7 protein-coding genes are annotated in these 18,044 nt (G+C 45.9%); 5 read left to right on the top strand and 2 right to left on the bottom strand.

The annotated features are described in order from the left end of the window. Positions 1 to 2 precede the first annotated feature (2 nt). The 5 genes from phnM to ACLD71_RS13160 are packed head-to-tail and all read left to right on the top strand — an operon-like array spanning position 3 to position 4,398. Positions 3 to 1,139 (top strand): alpha-D-ribose 1-methylphosphonate 5-triphosphate diphosphatase, encoded by a 1,137-nt coding sequence (gene phnM, locus ACLD71_RS13180; protein ID WP_338621741.1) that lies wholly within the window; start codon positions 3 to 5, stop codon positions 1,137 to 1,139. Next, on the top strand, positions 1,139 to 1,741 hold the full coding sequence (gene phnN / locus ACLD71_RS13175) for a ribose 1,5-bisphosphokinase (protein WP_411990981.1): 603 nt from the start codon (positions 1,139 to 1,141) through the stop codon (positions 1,739 to 1,741). Before phnM ends, phnN begins: the two co-directional genes overlap by 1 nt. Next, positions 1,738 to 2,490, top strand: coding sequence for a phosphonate metabolism protein PhnP (phnP, locus tag ACLD71_RS13170; protein ID WP_411990980.1), 753 nt, complete (start codon positions 1,738 to 1,740; stop codon positions 2,488 to 2,490). The genes phnN and phnP overlap by 4 nt, the downstream gene beginning before the upstream one ends. A 16-nt stretch (positions 2,491 to 2,506) precedes the next feature. Next, positions 2,507 to 3,160, top strand: a complete 654-nt coding sequence (locus ACLD71_RS13165; protein WP_411990979.1) for a DapH/DapD/GlmU-related protein — start codon at positions 2,507 to 2,509, stop codon at positions 3,158 to 3,160. Beyond that, a complete protein-coding gene (locus ACLD71_RS13160; protein WP_411990978.1) occupies positions 3,160 to 4,398 on the top strand; it encodes an MFS transporter in 1,239 nt (412 codons plus the stop codon). Before ACLD71_RS13165 ends, ACLD71_RS13160 begins: the two co-directional genes overlap by 1 nt. Here the strand turns inward: ACLD71_RS13160 and ACLD71_RS13155 are convergent. Continuing rightward, positions 4,371 to 4,979, bottom strand: coding sequence for a hypothetical protein (locus ACLD71_RS13155; RefSeq protein WP_411990977.1), 609 nt, complete (start codon positions 4,977 to 4,979; stop codon positions 4,371 to 4,373). The two genes, ACLD71_RS13160 and ACLD71_RS13155, sit on opposite strands and share 28 nt — an antisense overlap. A 187-nt stretch (positions 4,980 to 5,166) precedes the next feature. After that, complete coding sequence (locus ACLD71_RS13150) at positions 5,167 to 18,033, bottom strand: VCBS domain-containing protein (RefSeq protein WP_411990976.1); 12,867 nt, start codon at positions 18,031 to 18,033, stop codon at positions 5,167 to 5,169. Between the last annotated feature and the right edge of the window lie 11 nt (positions 18,034 to 18,044).

Below are 18,044 nucleotides of genomic sequence, written 5' to 3'. Positions count from 1 at the left end.
TGATGATTATTACCAATGTAAATATGGTTCTGGAACATGAAGTAGTAACAGGGTCACTAGAAGTTCGTGAAGGCCGCATCGTGGCGCTTAGTGATACTCAAAGCCAGCACAGCAGTGCCATAAATGGCGACGGTGCTTACCTGCTGCCGGGCCTTATTGAATTGCATACCGACAACTTAGAAAAGTTTTTCACCCCACGGCCTAAGGTTAGCTGGCCCAGTGGGTCGGCCATGGCCAGCCACGACGCCTTAATGATTTCCAGCGGTATCACCACCGTGCTTGATGCCATTGCATTAGGTTACATTAACGACCACGGCACTCGCCTCGCCAACCTTGAGCGGATGCTACACACCATTGTTAATAGCCAGCAACGTGGCGTTAATCGCGCCGAGCACATGCTGCACTTGCGCTGCGAACTGCCGAATGCCGATACCGCCAATATATTCGAAACCTTGGTTGAGCAAGGGCCAGTAGCCATGGTGTCGTTAATGGATCATACACCTGGCCAACGCCAGTTTGTAGACAGCGAAAAGTATCGCACTTACTACATGGGTAAATACGGTTTAAACGATAAAGAAATGGCAGCTTTTGAAGCCGAGCAAACTGCCGCGTCCGAGCAGTGGTCAGACGCTAATCGTAAACACATTGCGGCCTCTGCCCGCGAGCGAGGCATTGCCTTAGCCAGCCATGACGACGCCACACTTGAACACGCCCTTGAGTCTGCATCATTAGGTTGTGCCGTTGCCGAGTTCCCTACCACTGTTGCTGCGGCTAAAGCCTCGCACGAAGCGGGTTTGCAGGTAATGATGGGTGGGCCAAATATTGTGCGTGGCGGCTCCCACTCTGGCAACGTTGCCGCGGCGGAGCTGGCTCGTGAAGGTGTGCTGGATATTTTGTCGTCTGATTACTATCCAGCCAGTTTACTTGATGCCGCATATATGGTGGCTAACATGGAAGATAACAACTACGATCTTTGTCAGGCCATTCAAATGGTTAGCCTAACTCCAGCACATACCTTAGGCATGGACGACCGAGGCAGTATTTGCGAGGGTAAACGGGCCGACTTGGTATTAGCCAAACCCAATGATGAGCGCTTGCAAGTAATGCAAGTATGGCGCGAAGGAGAGCGAGTATTTTGATGACTTCGCTAACTGCCAGTGAACTAAACGGCGAAGCCAAGTTGTTTTACTTGGTGGGGCCTTCTGGCTCAGGTAAAGACAGCATAATTAATGGCTTACGTAGCCAGTTGCAAGCGGACAGCAACCTGCTGATTGCTCATCGCTACATCACTCGCGCGGTAGATGATAGCGGTGAAAATCACATTGCCTTAAGCGTGCCAGAGTTCACCCATCGTAAACACAGCGGCTTATTTGCGATGGACTGGCAGGCCAACGGCTGCAATTACGCAGTGGGTAACGAAGTAAATACTTGGTTGAGCATGGGGTTCTCGGTGCTTTTCAACGGTTCTCGCCAACAGATCCCCTTAGCTGAAGAGTTATTTGGGGAGCGCTTGCGAATAATCGCCTTAGAGGTAGACCCCAGCATATTGGCCGAACGCCTGCGCAAGCGCGGTCGTGAATCTGAACACGATATCTCAGCACGGCTGCGCCGCAGCGAACAATATCAGGCTTCTCTACCAGAAGAGTGTTGGCGCTTAGACAACAACCGCAATCTAGACAGCACCGTGAGCAAGCTGCTCAAATACATCGAAGCCGAAACGACCGAGTTATATATCCAATGAAACTAACCCTACTTGGCACTGGTAATGTAACAGGCTGCCCAGTGTACGGCTGCGATTGCCTCGCCTGCCAGCGAGCGAGCTTAGACCCCAGCAAAGCAAGATTACTTTGCTCAGCGGTGCTAGAGGTAAACGGCCAACGAATACTTATCGACGCCAATCATCCGCAGTTACAAACCCGCTTTCCGGCTGGGTCTATTGATGCCATGATACTCACCCACTTTCACATGGATCATGTACAAGCTTTATTTGAATTACGCTGGGGAGTGGCCGAGCCAATTCCGGTTTATCACCCAGATGATCCCTTAGGTTGTGATGACCTGTTTAAGCACCCTGGTTTACTAGATTTTCAGCCAGCTAGGCAGGCCTTGCATAGCTTTTCGTTAGCAGGTATCAATATAACTCCGCTAGCGTTAAATCACTCAAAACCAACTCTAGGCTACTTGTTTACCAGCGAAAATGGCCGGATTGCCTACCTAACCGATACCTTAGGGATCCCAGACCAAAGCTGGCAACAATTGCTGCGCCAACCGCCAAAGTATGTAGTGATTGATTGCAGTAACTCTCCCCTGCATCGTTCAGGCAATCACAATAATCTTAGCGACGTGCTTGAGTTAGCACATGCACTGCCCGACAGCACTTGGGTGCTCACCCACATTGGCCACGATTTAGACGAATACCTCATGCAACACCCCAACTGCTTACCCAGCAATGTGCTGGTTGGGCATGATGAATTATGCCTAAGCCTATAACTTCAAAGGAATAACCATGGCGATAGTAGACCCCGGCGCAAATTTAAACAGCCAGCCCAGCGTAGCTAATAGCAGTAAGGTAACCAGCTCTGAGCTAGGCAGCTGGACTGAAATCGGCGAGCGCTGCCTATTAGACAACGTGCAATTTGGTGATTACAGCTACGCTCAAAATGACGTAGATATTGCTTTATGCGAAGTAGGAAAATTTGTCTCTATTGCTTCAAGCGTAAGGGTAAATCCCAGCAACCACCCGTGGTGGCGGCCAAGCCTGCACCACTTTAGCTACCGCCCGCAAAAGTATGGAATGGCAGCAAAGGTAGACAACCAGGTATTTGATTGGCGTGCAGATAACAAAGTGCAGATTGGTCACGATGTATGGATTGGTCACGGCGCGATTATTATGCCGGGTGTAAACATTGGTAATGGCGCCATTGTTGGCTCTGGCAGTATTGTCACTAAAGATGTACCCGCTTGGCACATCGTGGTGGGTAATCCTGCCAAGGTATTAAGGCCGCGCTTTGATGAACCTAGCACTGGCGAGCGCCTAGAAAAACTCGCCTGGTGGGATTGGTCGCATGAAAAGCTTGCCGAGGCCCTTCCCTTGTTCCAAGAAGACTGCTTAAGCTTTCTGGAACATTATGAGAAACAACTGCTAAGCGGAAGCGTTTAGTGGCACTAGCCCCAACGAAAGTTCGCTTAGCCACTCATGGAATGGCCATTGCCCAAACACTGCTTTGGGCATGCCTTTACTATAGCTTTCCTGCCACGCTGCTCACTTGGCATCAGCAGCTTGCTTGGTCGATTGCCGATGTCTCGTTAGCATTCACGATTTGCTTAGTCGCTTCTGCGCTTTGCTCGCCATTTATTGGCCGTTTAATCGACAAAGGGTTTGGCCCACGGGTTTTAAGCTGCAGCGCTATGCTGGGCGGAATGGCTTTGCTGGCCGTTAGCCAAGTGCAGAGCTTATGGCAGTTTTATGCTGCTTGGTTAGTGCTAGGCTGCGCTAGCGCTGGGTGTTTATACGAACCTTGTTTTGCTTTTCTTACCCGTTATCGCGGGGACAACGCTAAATCGGCGATCACCAAAGTCACCTTACATGCTGGCTTTGCAGGTACCCTAAGCTTTCCACTTTGCCATTACCTTATCGACCTCTTAGGCTGGCGAATGACATCCATGAGTTTGGCCTTGATTGTTTTGCTCATCGCTACACCATTGCTGTTTATTAGCGCCAAGTTAATTCAAGGGGCCCAAAGCTCAGAGCTTCGCAAAAAGAAAGCCATCGCAGGCACTCAGCAATCGAGCGCGCCAAATGCTCAACTTAAAAACGCAGTGTTCTGGTTTATTGCCTTAGCCTTTTCTCTTAGCGCACTTAACCACACGGTACTGGTCAACTTTTTACTACCAAGCATGCACGCTCTCAACTTTAGCGCAGATAATGCCGTGTTAGTCATGGCGATGATTGGCCCAATGCAAGTGCTTGGGCGCATCGCAATGCTCAGTGTAGATAAACGGCTATCGAATACCCTTATTACCATGATGTGTTTTGGCAGTTTGCTGATTGCCGCCGGTTTGTTGTGGCAGCTCGAACATCTCCAGCACCTTATTTGGCTGTTTGTCGTATTACAAGGGAGTGCTTATGGCGTGACTAGTATTTTGCGGCCAGTGTTAACCAAACAATTACTCGGTGAACAAGGCTTTGGAGCGATATCGGGAATGTTGGCCGTGCCCTATTTACTCGCCAGCGCAAGTGCCCCATTTCTTGGTGCTTTTGCTTGGCAGTTAAATCAGCAGCAGGGTATTTTTGGTTTAGTCGGCCTTAGTGCAGGCCTAGGATTTATGGCAATGGCAGCATGTTGTTTCCAACACACTGCCAACAGTTATCAGAAGTTAACTGCTAAACCTAGGTAAGCACCGCTGTCGCTTGTGCTGTAGCTACGTGTTGCAATGTCTTCGTATTGATAACCGGCTGAAATGTCGATAGTGCTCGCCACTAAATCAAACAATTCGTAGTTAACACCCGCACGAAAACGGTTTGCTTTGTAATCTTCGTCAGTTAGCGACAATTTAAGATCGCTCTCTAAGCCAAGATTTGAACCAGGGAAACGCCATGCTACACGGCCCACTGCATATACTTGCTCGCCAGAGTCGGTGCCTGCTAAAAACGAATCAGCACTGTCCCAACTCTCGTAACCCGCACCTAAGTCTAAGTACAAACCGGCAGTATCAAATAAGTTGTAGTAAAGCTCACCTTGGTAGCTAGACCCGTCAGCCGCATCGCCTTGTTTACGCTTGTTAGCGCCAACAGCAACATTTGGAATTAACGGGATAGGATGCTTAAAGCGTACTTCAATATCACCTTGCCATGCCGAAGAGGCTTTAGGGTCGGTATTGGTTTGAGCTAAGTGGCTGGCAACAGTCAGGCCAAGTAAATCAGCTTGAACGGGAAGTGCAGCGAACATTGCAGCGCCAATCGCTAGGCGAAATTTCATGGTGAGTCCTTTAACTAAACAACATCTATGAGGGTAAGGCGGCATTCTGCCATGAGCATTGTTTAACGCCAAGAGAAAAAGCTAATCAAGCAGGTCTATTTAGTTTAATTTGCTGAAAATTAACTAATAGCCGTATATTACTGCAATATATAGATAATATCTTTAGCTAACAAAACACTCTCCATACTTACCATTGATTATGCATATTATTGAGCGCCGAATGTAATAACTCATCATCATGACTATCCATAGCAGTACTATTATCAACGAGTTGGTTATGATTGTGCTCTTGGACATCATCAAGTTGGTGATGTTGTTCCTCACCTTCAGCCAATGGATTGTCAAACAGCTCCGACGATTGCCCAGCCAAATCACCTTCATCAGCTAACGGGTTATCTACGTTAACTTCCGGTAGTAATTCTGTTTGGCTGCCAGCTAAAGACTCCGTGGGTACATCATCTTTGCTCATTCCCAGCATTTGAAAGTAGTGGTCTACCGGAGCAATAGGATCATTGAGAACTCCAGTGCTTGCCACGTTGGAGAAATCCGCATCAACACTTGAGCTAAAGGTCAGCGTATCTGTTTCAGTGTCACTTTGTGGAGCATCTGATTGCCCTATTCCAGCGAGTACAGGTGCCGCTAGTACATCAACTCCAATAGTTTGACTAACCGAAGTCTGTTCACTGCCATCATGACTAATTGCTGAAACACTTAAATCAAAATGGCCATGAAAGTCAGCTTCAGGAATAACTTTGAGGTTAGTTAACTCGCTTTGTTGTAGTGTCCATATGCCGTTATTTTCAGTCCCCGCAGATAGCGAAGCCCCTGGTGGAACGCCTGTAATTTCAACTGTGAGCGTTTCATTTGTATCTGGACTGGATACGTTAATATTAAGTGCTAAATCAGAATTTTCATTACCCGAAATCGCCATTGTATCGAGTGGCGAAGCTAAATCACCGACATGCTTAGTAAATATCATGGTAGGAGTATCGGCGTCAGGCGACACATGAATCGCCATACTGTTATCTATCGCTACATGACCATCGGTCACCGTATAGTTTAAGCGTAATTCTCCATTATAATTTACCCCAGGATTGATAACCCAATGGTCACCTTGTTGGGTAATAGTACCACCACCGACTATTGATAAATGGCTTACATCAAGCACATCTTTAGCGTCTGTATCGTGAACATTAGCAAGTAAATCAGCTTTACTCAGAGTGAGCAGATGATCTTCAACAACCGTATTAGCAAGGGCATGTCCAACAACAGGTACGTCATTGGTACCGATGATCACCAATTTCATTGCTTGATCTACGCTGTGACCAAGGGAGTCAGTAGCGGTCACCATTATTGTTTCTTCAAGTCGCTCACCTTCAGCTAGGGCTTGTACACGAGCCGAACCATTATTAGCTTGATACTGCCAACTACCATCGGGGTTTAATGTTAAATCACCGTATTGAGGGTGAGCCCCAGGTTGCAACTCCCACGTGACACCGCTGGCCACCTTGACGTCACCGACCAATAAATCGAGCAAGCCGTGGGATTGAGTCACTTTGTCTTCGGTAACCACAGACTCGGACGCTCCGAAAATCTGTGGTCCGGTCTTACCATCGCCAATGTGTACTGTTAGGTGTTCTTCCCGACTCTGCCCACTGCCATCGGTTACTTTAAGGGTGACTGTTTCGGAGTGAATCTTACCTGCGGCCACTTCTTGATCAAGCTTGTCACGCTCAGGACCACTGTGACTGAAGGTAAAATCCCATCGTCCATCGGCATCGATACTAAAATGACCGATGCCTTGTACATCAATTTTATTACTGTTGCCTGGCGTAAAATCTAATAGATGGTGTCCACCCTGACTATCAATGTATTCAATATTGAGTTTATCACCAGCATCGATGTCATCAATATTGATATAGCCAAAGGAATGGGTATTGGTCATTGAGCCCGTCGTAATTGAACGAGATATTTCAAAAGTGCCCGTTAATAGGGGGGCATCGTTGGTGCCATGAATACCAATATTGACCACGGCATGCTTGGTGTCGCCATGGTTATTGGTGTAACTGATGAAAAAGTTATCTGCATGGCTATCGGTTTGCCCCATTTGCTGAATAGCGGCTGCGTTATTGTCCAATGTGTATTGGTAACTACCATCGACATTCATTTGTAAAGTGCCGTAGTTGCCTTGTAATACGCCTGTAGTGGTAACAGTTTCACTCGCGCCTACAGCAAATAAAGTCCCTGTGGCTGTGGTTTTACTGTCCTCTTCTACTGCCTGAGTTTGTACCAGAGTGCTTAAATCGGCAGATACCACTAGCTGGCGTTGAACTTGAGCTGTGTCGCCAGTTGCGGTCGCGATAACCTCTGCATGGACTTGATAGGCACTGTCGCTAATATTGGCAACTTGATTTGCCGGAATGACCAATTGCCAATGGTTATTGTTAACGTTGGCGCTATAGTGTGTACCTGCGACAATCACATCAACCGAATTGCCATCAGCCACATGGGTTGTGGCACCTGTAATAGTTAAATCCTGCTGATGGTCATGATGATTTACCCAATCGTCATTGGAGATAGGGTCGATAGACAGCGTTGGTTTAGCAGTATCTATAGTGATTTTATGATGGGCTTGGGCATAGCTGCCATCAGCTTTTACTTCAAATACGGTCAGCGTATAGGTACCATCGGCGCGATCTGTTGCGCTGACATCCATTTTCCAATGACCATTTGCATCGACAATTGCTTTAGGACCGCTGAGAATCCCACTGCCCATGATAGTGCTACCGGGCTCGCCAGTTCCGTATAAGATTATGTGGCCGTCGCTAGTAACAAAGTCACTGTCACTGACACCGGTATCATATTCTAATCGGGTAATTGCCAGAGGCGGCGTGACATCAATTATTGCGTTGGCATCAATAGTGTTATGACCATCGCTGATTTTGAAACTAATGGCTAAATCGTTACCAACAAAGCCTGGGGTTACAGTAAAGCTATAGCTGCCGTCAGGATTGGTTACTACCGTTCCATGGGGAGAGAGCAGTGAACCTGCCACAATCGATAATCCCGCGGTGCTGGTATCAACATCGGTAACATTCGCAAGTAAATCAGTTGCTTGAAAGTCGTGGGAGTGGCCAGATTCAACCTTGCCTAAATCGGTGGTGACGGTGGTTGGCGCGGTGTCGCTACCAATGAGTGTTACACTCAATTGTTGCTCTGTTCCATCAAGAGTTTTTACGGTAACGATATCGGTGGCGTTATGGTTTTGAGTCAATGTTTCTGCAACCTTGCTTGGGGTGAACTCCCAGCTTCCGTCTGCTTTAACCGTAAATTGACCATGAGCACTTGGTATCACTTCAGCAATAAAATGTGCTTGCGATGGATCTGTATCTGTAATAATTAGTTGGCCAGAAACAGTAGAGGTTTCATCTGTTACTAGGTGTTCATCTCCGGTAATAACAGCATCAGGAACCGGGGAATTAACATCTAATATTATTGGCAGTTTTGCATTATCGGTTGCACTTACTCCATCAGGCCCTGTTGTGGTAGCGACTAATTGCATTAACATGTTCTGATCGCCATGAGCAGGTAATGTTGCGGTCACTTTATCTAAATCCCAGCCGGTAACATCCGCATGTTGCACCGCTGAGCCAATAGTTAAACTATGATGGCCATCGCTAAGAATCGTGCCTTTCGCAAGTCCCAGTACCTCTATTTTGCTGAGAACATCGTCATGATCTATAGGAGCGGCTACTGACAGGTGCATATGTAATACATCGCCAGGTGCTAAAGCCGTTGAGCCAATATTGACCATTTCACCTGTAAACGTATGTAAGTCAGCAATATCAAGCTGATGGTGACCTGTTTGGTCAGATATAACCCCATGACTGTCGGATCGAATGTCGATTAATAGGCCATTATTTTTACTAACAGACTCATAGACTGGGCCATGTTGAATTTGTTCTGGTGTAAGTGCTTGCGAGGCAAAACTAGTTGAGAGCAATCGTCCTGGAAATTTATCTTGTCCTGCAAAATGCCCAGGAACGTATTTACTGCCAACATTTAAAAATGGATTTGCCGCAATATGATCACTTCCTGCAAAACCGTGAACTGTGACTTTTAAAACACCGTTATCATAAAGTAGAGCGGTATCCGTTTTACCATCCCATGTCATGGTTATACGATGGTCTTGCCCATCGTTAAAATTGACTCCAGGGTTGCCGTTATCACCACTGATATGTGAACTGGTAAACTTCAAATTACCGCCAAAGGTCCACATGCCGAAATTAACGCCATCCATATCAGGCGTGCCATCAGGTTTAACCCCATGAAACATAACAAAATCCTGATAAGTACCAATGGTGATTTTTGGATCGTGGATATAAGTGAATTCAGCCGTAAAAGCGTGTAAATCACCACCCGATTCAATTTGATCGCCATGTGGCTTTATATATCCATGGTCAGCTGATGAGGTTAGGCCAAATGCTGTACGTTGAACTTCTGCAGACAAGGAAGTCGTTGCTGTATCGGTAACTGAGCTCACACTTAAATGAGCCGTTTGGGCGTACTCGGTCGTTCCGTCACTGACTTTATAGTCAATTTCAGCTGGTCCATGGTAATTTGCATTCGGGGTAAAGTCATACCCTCCTGATGCATTCGCTGTTACTGTGCCATGAGTTGATGTCGGCACGCCGCTTATATGTAACGCACCATCGGCATCTGATAAGTTTGCGAGTAATTGCGCGTCTGTAAAATGTGTGGTGGTATCTTCATCCGTTGTACCTAAATCACGCATACCGCTATCGATTAATGGATCGTCAACTGAAGCGATATGTATTGATGCTCTGGCTGGTGCTGAGTCCACATGACCATCATTGACTGAATAAGCAAAGTCTACATCACCATGGAAGTTGGCGCTTGGTTCAAACTTAAGTTGACCTATGTCAGTGGCTGAAATTTGTTGATTGGTTGTAACTTCTACACCATTTAAAGTAAGTTTACCGTCTGCAATATCTGGTAAATCGGTAATAGTAATGTGATTTAGGGTATCGCCATTATCGACATCGGTAAAACCAAAATCAGCTTCGTTGAAGCTATAAGTATTATCTTCTGTACCGCTCAGTGAGTTTGGCGTTATCGTTGGTGCATCATTTCTAGAAGCAACATCAATAGTTGCCTGAGCTTCTGCTGAACTATCATGGCCATCGCTAACACTATATTTAAAGTTTACATTTCCATTAAAGTTAAGATTTGGCGTAAACACTAAATTAGGAATGTCCGCATTACTGATTTGTTGGTTAGCCGTTATAGCGTGACCATTTAAGCTTAATTCTCCCTGAGATTTAGGTGGTAGCTCCGTAATCGTTAAGTGCTCTAATGAGCCACCATCACTGTCAGTAAACCCAAAATCCGCCTTTGTAAAGTGATAGTCGGTATCTTCATAAGCTGAAATTGTGCTTGCTGTAATTGTTGGCGCTTCATTGCTACCTTGCACGTCAAAGTGCATCGTGTGAGTTGTTTGGCCACCTTCATTATCGCTAACGACTACATTGAATGTTTCGGTAACGTGTTGCCCTTCGGTTAAGGCTTGAGTTGCAGGTAAAGCATTATCAAGTTCATAATGCCAGCTGCCATTTGCCGCAATTGAAAAATGTCCATAGGTGCCCAATACATCGGTTTGTTCAGTAATGCTATGGGTGTCGCCAGTATCTGGATCGCTGATACTTAGCATTCCTGAAGTGCGAACATGATCATGTCCACCGTCTTCTATAACGGTTTTAGGTGCTGCAAGTTCAGTAACGATTGGGTTATCGTCACGGCCATCAATGTTAACGACAATTTGATGCTGGGTGCCATCAAGTGAGGTAACAATTAACGCATCTTGTACATGATCAGTTTTATTTAAGGCATTGGCTGTAGCATTTGGTGCATAAGTCCAATGGCCGTCTGTATCAATCGTTAAATGGCCATACTTGCCATCAATAGGCGTAGTATCAAAATACGCTTGTGCGGCATCGGTATCGGTAATTAATAGCTGTCCTGATATCGACGTATCTTCATCGGTTGTCTTATTATCATCGCCGCTAATTACGGCATTTGGAATCGGTTTAGTAGGATCAAGCACTAAAGGCTGGTGTGCTTCTGTGGTTGAGGTGGCGCCATCTGGTCCGGTAGTCTCCACACGGACAATAATGTCCATGTTATGATTATTGCCTCCAGGTAACTGCGCGGTAAGATGATCCAAATCCCAGCCCTGAATATTGAGAGCATCCGTCATTGATGAAACAACATGATTGTGCCCAGGAGTACCATCGGTGATGACTGTGCCTGAAATCAATCCTAGTAATTCTACCTTAGAAATATGGTCATCGGGATCAATGGGGTCGACAATATGAGGGCTAAGATTCAGTAAAGAATCACTATTAGGAATAGCGACTCCTGTATCAACTGACACAGTATGTGAGGTTAACGATCCAAAAGAGGTTAGCTGATGGTGCCCAGTCATATCAACTAACTGCCCTGAAGCTGACATTCTCATATCAATAACAAGACCATTATCTTTATCAACCGTATTCGCTAGAGGAGCATGTTGAAGAGAAGCGGGGGCTACAGAGTGATTCGTCACCATTGATGTACTAAAAATCTGACCATGAAATGCGTCATTAACACCAAAACCATGAGATTGATGTGAGCCATCCTCAAGCACAAATTTCTGACCATGAACCACATCCTGATCTTGTCCAATAGCTAGGGTGCCATGACCATTCATTGGTTGGCCTTTATGGACATTTGCATGAGTAAACTTAACGTCACCATCGACTAATACTTGCAGTACCCCTGTATTTGAATCCCATAAAATTGAATAGCGGTGAGTTGCAGTATCTTGAGTTGTATCGATGCCTGTAGCGTATTCAGTGCCATGGATCGCAATAGTTAAATTGCTTGGTTTCCAAGCATACATTTCATTATCTGATTCACTATTGGCATAACTAAAGTAGGTGGCTCCATGTGTTGAGCCGGATGTGACTTGTGGGCCGCCGATAACATTAAACTCGACCGCGACACTATTGATTTGGTCGCCGGTTTGTAACACCCCATTGTTCATTGCAGATGCAGAACCATCTGTACCTAACTGCATCACTTGTTGTTGGGCTGTCATGCTAAGGCCGACTTGTGCTGTATCAGTGATTGGGGTTACAGATAGTTGAGCTGTTTTAGCATATTCAGTCGAGCCATCAGTGACTTTGTAGTCAATTTCTGCAGGGCCGTGGTAATTGGAGTTTGGAGTAAAATCATATCCTCCAGAAGCATTTGCTGTGACTGCACCATGTGCCGATGTTGGTAAGCCACTGACATGCAATGGGCCATCAACATCAGATAAATGTTCCAATAATTGTGCTTCTGTAAAGTGGGTGGTGGTATCTTCATCCGTTACACCTAAGCCACGTACTCCATTATCGATTAATAGATCTTCCACTGAAGCAATATTTAAAGAGCCTGTTGCAGGCGCCGAATCTGTATGACCATCATTAACGGTATACGTAAACTGGATATCACCGTTAAAATCTTTTGCTGGGATAAATTGTAATTTACTGATGTCGCCTGCATCGATAACTTGGTTTGCGCTAACATTGTGCCCATCAAGTACAAATTTACCTTCAGTTAAACTTGGCAGATTGGTTAAGCTTATAGAATGAAGTGTGTCGCCTGAATCAACATCGCTAAAACCAAAATGGCTTGCCTGCATTTGGTAACTGACATCTTCAGTACCATTGGTTAAATGCACTTGGTTTACAGTGGGTGCATCATTAGTCCCCGTGACATTAATATGAAGATCGTAGGGTGTACCATCTTTACTATGTACGCGATATATAACAACTTCAGTTTGACCTTCGGCTAGGTATTGTAGCTTTGCGTTATCAACATGATAAGTCCAAGTACCAGCGCTATCGATACGTAACAAGCCATTATAAGGGTCATGAATTTTTGTTTCACCGAATTGGCTAAACTGGAATGAGTTTTCACCAGTGTCGGGGTCAACCACAGTAAGAGAGCCCGTTGCCAACTCCGTTACTGTTCCTCCATTACTGCTTCTGTGAGACCCATCTTCAGTAATACTCCCTGTGCTGACTTCTGTGATTATTGCGCTATCTTGAACTGCCGTTAATGTTGTTGTCGCGCCGGTGTGGGTGATACCAGCATGAGCATCTAAGACGTCATAGGTGAAATGGACTTGACCGTTGTAGTCTTTGTCTGGAGTAAAGGTAAAGGTTCCATCTTGGTTAGTGAGAATAGACCCATGATCAGCATGTAAATTGGCAATGGTGAGTTTGCCTGCATCATTGGCATCCACGTCTATGGTGTTTGCTAAAAGATCAACGACAGAGATGGTTTGAGTTAGATCTTCTTTGCCACTAGCAAGCAGCACTTCTGAAGAGCAATATGGGCGGTCATTATCACCATGAATAGTAATAATAATATCGTGAGATGTGCCATCTTTAGAGTATACAGTAATGGTATCAGTTAACGTTTGATGTTCACCTAATTTATCAATGGCAGTGCCGATTGTTGTCTTACGATTTCCTACCCAATCAACGCTTCCAACCGTCACGTCGTAATGCCAAGTACCATCTGTGTTTAAGAGTAAGTGTCCATATTGTCCGTGGTAAGAGTTATTCCAGGCACCGCCTTTAGGATCAAACTGAGATTCTGCTGTATCGGGGTCAACAATATCTAACTTGCCATCAGCTGTTAATGCTGCTTGCCCTAACTTAGCCATGCCTGGCTGAGCATAATCTGGCGACATATCTTGTCCAGCAGTTCCCTCGCTGACATCGCCAGTATCAACTCCACCAATAACGGCGGCATTATTGGTGCCGGTTATGCTAATAGAAAGGTTTTGTGTGGCACTGGCATTATGCTCATCAGTGACGGTGACTGGAATCGTTAGCGTTTTTGTTACCCCAGAGGCTAGTGATTGATAACTTGCATGGCTAGGGTCAAAGCTGTAGCTGCCGTCGGGGTTTAATGTGAGTCCATCTATCTGTGGTGCTGAGTAACGTAGTTGTGCACCAGTATCAATGTCATGGCCTATCATCTGCCCATTTAGGATGGCGCCACCTTCAGTGACAGACTGTGACTGTGCACTCACTGTGGGGGTATCATTGGTGCCGTGTACACTAAGTTTGATGGTATGCTCAGTGCCGTCAGCGGTGCGGATAATCGCCGAATCTGTTTTTGTTTCGCCGGCGGCAAGGTCTTGAATATGGCGGTTGTCCAGCGTATAGGTGTAGTGGCCATCTTGCATGAGTAAGATATGCCCACCGAGTTTAGTATCGTAACCAATACCTTGGTAAGTTTGTGGACCTATATTAGGGTCAAAACTGTTATCGCCTTTATCGGGATCTTGAATGTTTAATTGACCGTCATAGTGCAGATCGTAATGGGTATCTATGTAGCCGCGATCTTCAGTAACGCCGCGTAAATTCATGTCCGTTTGAGCATCAGTGACGGTTGCCTTATCGTCAGTGCCGTTAATGGTCACGGTGATTTGTTGCTCAGTGCCATCCACCGAATGTACTAGCAATGTATCGGTGAGTGATTCGCCAGTTTTGAGCCCTTGAATCGCCACTTGCGCGTTATCAGCAGTGTAAGTCCAGTGACCCAAATTATTGATAGCCAGCATACCGAATTTGCCTTGTAAGCTTTCAGCATTGAACTGGGTTTGACCGTTGTCAGCATCGGTGACGATAAGTGTGCCATCAACACGAAGTTGACCACCATGAACGTCTTTATCTTCAGTGAGCGAGGCCGTTGCTGTGCCATCTATCACAGCTTTGTCATCGGTGCCGTTAATGGTCAAGGTGATTTTTTGCTCGGTCCCATCCACAGAATGAACCAGCAATGTGTCAGTTACTGATTCACCTGTTTTAAGCCCTTGAATAGTTGCTTGTGAGTTATCCGCCGTGTAGGTCCAATGGCCGAGATTATTGATGCTCAGTGTGCCAAACTGACCTTGCAAGGTTTCCGCGCTGTACTGGGCTTGGCCGTTATCACTATCTGTAATGGTTAACGCACCGTCCACGCGCAACTGACCAGCATGAACGTCTTTATCTTCAGTGAGCGAGGCTGTTGCTGTACCAGCTATCACAGCTTTGTCATCGGTGCCGTTAATGGTCAAGGTGATTTTTTGCTCGGTGCCATCCACAGAATGAACCAGCAATGTGTCAGTTACTGACTCCCCAGTTTTCAGGCCTTGAATAGTGGCTTGTGAGTTATCGGCGGTGTAGGTCCAATGGCCGAGATTATTGATGCTCAGTGTGCCAAATTGACCTTGCAAGGTTTCCGCGCTGAACTGGGCTTGGCCATTGTCACTATCTGTAATAGTGAGTGCACCATCGACACGAAGTAGACCCTGATGAACGTCTTTATCTTCTGTCAGTGATGCTGTTGATGTACCACCAATAATAGCTTTGTCATCAGTACCATTGATCGTAACGGTCAATTGTTGTGACGTGCCATCAACCGAATGAACAAATAGTGTATCGGTAACAGATTCACCGGTTTTTAGCCCTTGAATGGTCGCTTGTGAATTATCCGCAGTGTAAGTCCAGTGACCTAATTCATTGATTGAAAGAGTACCAAACTGTCCTTGTAATGAGGTAGCCGCAAACTGGCTCTGCCCTGCATCGGGATCGGTGATGCTTAAATTACCATCTGCTCTAAGCTGCCCTTGATAAACATCTTTATCTTCGGTAAGTGAGGCCCTTGCAGTACCAGCAATCACGGCTTTGTCATCGGTGCCGTTAATGGTGACAGTGATTTGTTGTTCAGTGCCATCAACAGAGTGAACCAGCAATGTGTCAGTAACTGATTCACCTGTTTTAAGCCCTTGAATACTCGGCTGAGAGTTATCAGCGGTGTAGATCCAGTGCCCTAAATTGTTGATACTCAGGATACCGAACTGGCCTTGTAGTGATGTAGCAGCGAATTGGCTTTGGCCGTTATCTGCATCGGTAACAGTTAGTGCACCGTCTATTTTAAGCTGGCCACTATGAACATCTTTATCTTCGGTTAGGCTTGCCGAACTGGTTCCAGCAATTTGGGCTTTATCGTCAGTGCCGTTAATGGTGACAGTGATTTGTTGTTCAGTGCCATCAACAGAGTGAACCAGCAATGTGTCGGTGAGTGAATCACCCGTTTTAAGGCCTTGAATAGTGGCTTGTGAGTTATCAGCGGTGTAGGTCCAATGGCCGAGATTATTGATGCTCAATGTGCCAAATTGACCTTGTAGGGTTTCTGCGCTGAACTTAGCTTGGCCCTTATCTACATCCGTCACAATCAATATCCCTTCAACAACTAAGTTGCCATGAGATACATTGATATCTTCTTTAACAGAAGCGTTGGTCTCTCCATCAAGTGTTGGGGCACCTTTGTCTAGGCTGCTAGCTGAAATACCTGTATAAGCATTTGAAATAAAAGCTTTATCATCGGTACCATTAATGGTGACTGTGATTTTTTGCTCGGAGCCATCAACTGAATGAACGAGCACTGTATCAGTGACGGCCTCACCGGTTTTCAAACCTTGAATTACAGGTAAAGTATTAGCGGCTGAAAAGCGCCAATGGCCATCAGTGTCTATTTGAAATTGGCCGTATTGCCCCTGCAATTGTTCGCTAACAAATACCGCCTGCAGAGCATCGGGATCTTGTATATGGAGCAGCCCTGCACAATGTAGTTCTCCCGCTTGAACATCTTTATCTTCAGTTACCACTCCACTAAAGCTGCCACTAATTAAGGCTTGTTCATTACTACCAGTGACCAATACGCTAACATCATGCTTAACCGCTTGGCCGGAGCTATCGGTTACAGTGGCAACAAAATGCTCTACTGCTTGCTGCCCGCCAGTTAACGCTAAGGTAGTGGATGACTTATTGTCTAAAAGATATTGCCACTGACCTGTGGTGGGGCTAATGCTTAAACGCCCATACTGACCTTGCGGGTTAGAGACCGCCCATTGCAAATGCTCATTATGGTCTGGGTCGGTTGCCAACAACTGACCATCAACCTTATCCAGTTTGCCCATTTCAGATACGCTGGCGTGATGTAAGCCTGATATCACCGGTAAGTCGTTACTACCCTCCACTTCTACCGATACCAGCATTTTTACCTGCTGATGATTATTGCTAGTAGCCAATACTATAAATTGTTCGGTGTGGTGCTCTCCCTCAGCAAGAGTATCGGTTTTAGCTAACGAGTTATCCAGCAGATAACGCCATTGGCCTGTGTTTGGGTCGACCAATAAAGAGCCGTATTTACCACTTCCAGACTCTACTGCCCACACAGCGGTAGCCGAACCTAAACCTGCGATATGCAACTCACCTGATACTGCGTTAGTGTGGTCTTCTTTCACTAATCCACTTTGTTGTTGCTTCCCTTCAGCGTGCATTGCTTCTGGTTGGGCGGCACCACCTTGAAGGTGATTAACTTGGACAATCTGCTTAACGGTTAAACCTGGCGCCATATGATTTGGCATTGGCTTAAATTCTGCCGAATTAAAACTATTAGCCTGCTCGGTATTAGTTAAGAAAGAGTGTGGTGAATACCAATGATTGAAGCCCGAATCTTTTAGGCCTCCACCTTGACCCACACGAGACAATTGCTCAGTGTTTGGTTTAGCCTGGCCAGCTTCAAGATTAAACGCAGCACCTACCAATGAAGTCGATTTATCTGTGTCAGCTTGCTCGGTGCTGATATGCTGCGCACTTACTTGCTCTGATTCGGTATTATCTGTTTGTAGTTCATCTGATGGCATAAGGTCGGTATCTGTTCGCGGACTGTTAGCCAACCGTTGATGACTAGCTTTATCAGCAACCAAATCTTGATTGCTTAAACCTGCGGTTTTGACATCCCGTAACTCTTTTGCCTTAAGCCGTGCTACATCTTCATCGATACGCTTGGCTTTTTTTATGCCTTTATCTTTGTCGACACTGTTACTGCTTTTAGTAAGTTTACTTTTCGCTTTTAGGGATGATTTGTCTTGCTGCTTAGTCATAATAAACCTCC

Source organism: Agarivorans sp. DSG3-1 (assembly GCF_046774965.1).
Classification (GTDB): Bacteria; Pseudomonadota; Gammaproteobacteria; order Enterobacterales; family Celerinatantimonadaceae; genus Agarivorans.
Note: the sequence above shows the minus strand (reverse complement) of the source record. Positions and strands in the feature narration are given on the sequence as shown.

Excerpts from the sequence above, each read along its gene's own strand:
- phnM (WP_338621741.1), top strand. The coding sequence starts at position 3 with ATGATTATTACCAATGTAAATATGGTTCTGGAACATGAAGTAGTAACA.
- ACLD71_RS13165 (WP_411990979.1), top strand. The coding sequence starts at position 2,507 with ATGGCGATAGTAGACCCCGGCGCAAATTTAAACAGCCAGCCCAGCGTA.
- ACLD71_RS13150 (WP_411990976.1), bottom strand. The coding sequence starts at position 18,033 with ATGACTAAGCAGCAAGACAAATCATCCCTAAAAGCGAAAAGTAAACTT.
- ACLD71_RS13155 (WP_411990977.1), bottom strand. The coding sequence starts at position 4,979 with ATGAAATTTCGCCTAGCGATTGGCGCTGCAATGTTCGCTGCACTTCCC.
- phnP (WP_411990980.1), top strand. The coding sequence starts at position 1,738 with ATGAAACTAACCCTACTTGGCACTGGTAATGTAACAGGCTGCCCAGTG.
- phnN (WP_411990981.1), top strand. The coding sequence starts at position 1,139 with ATGACTTCGCTAACTGCCAGTGAACTAAACGGCGAAGCCAAGTTGTTT.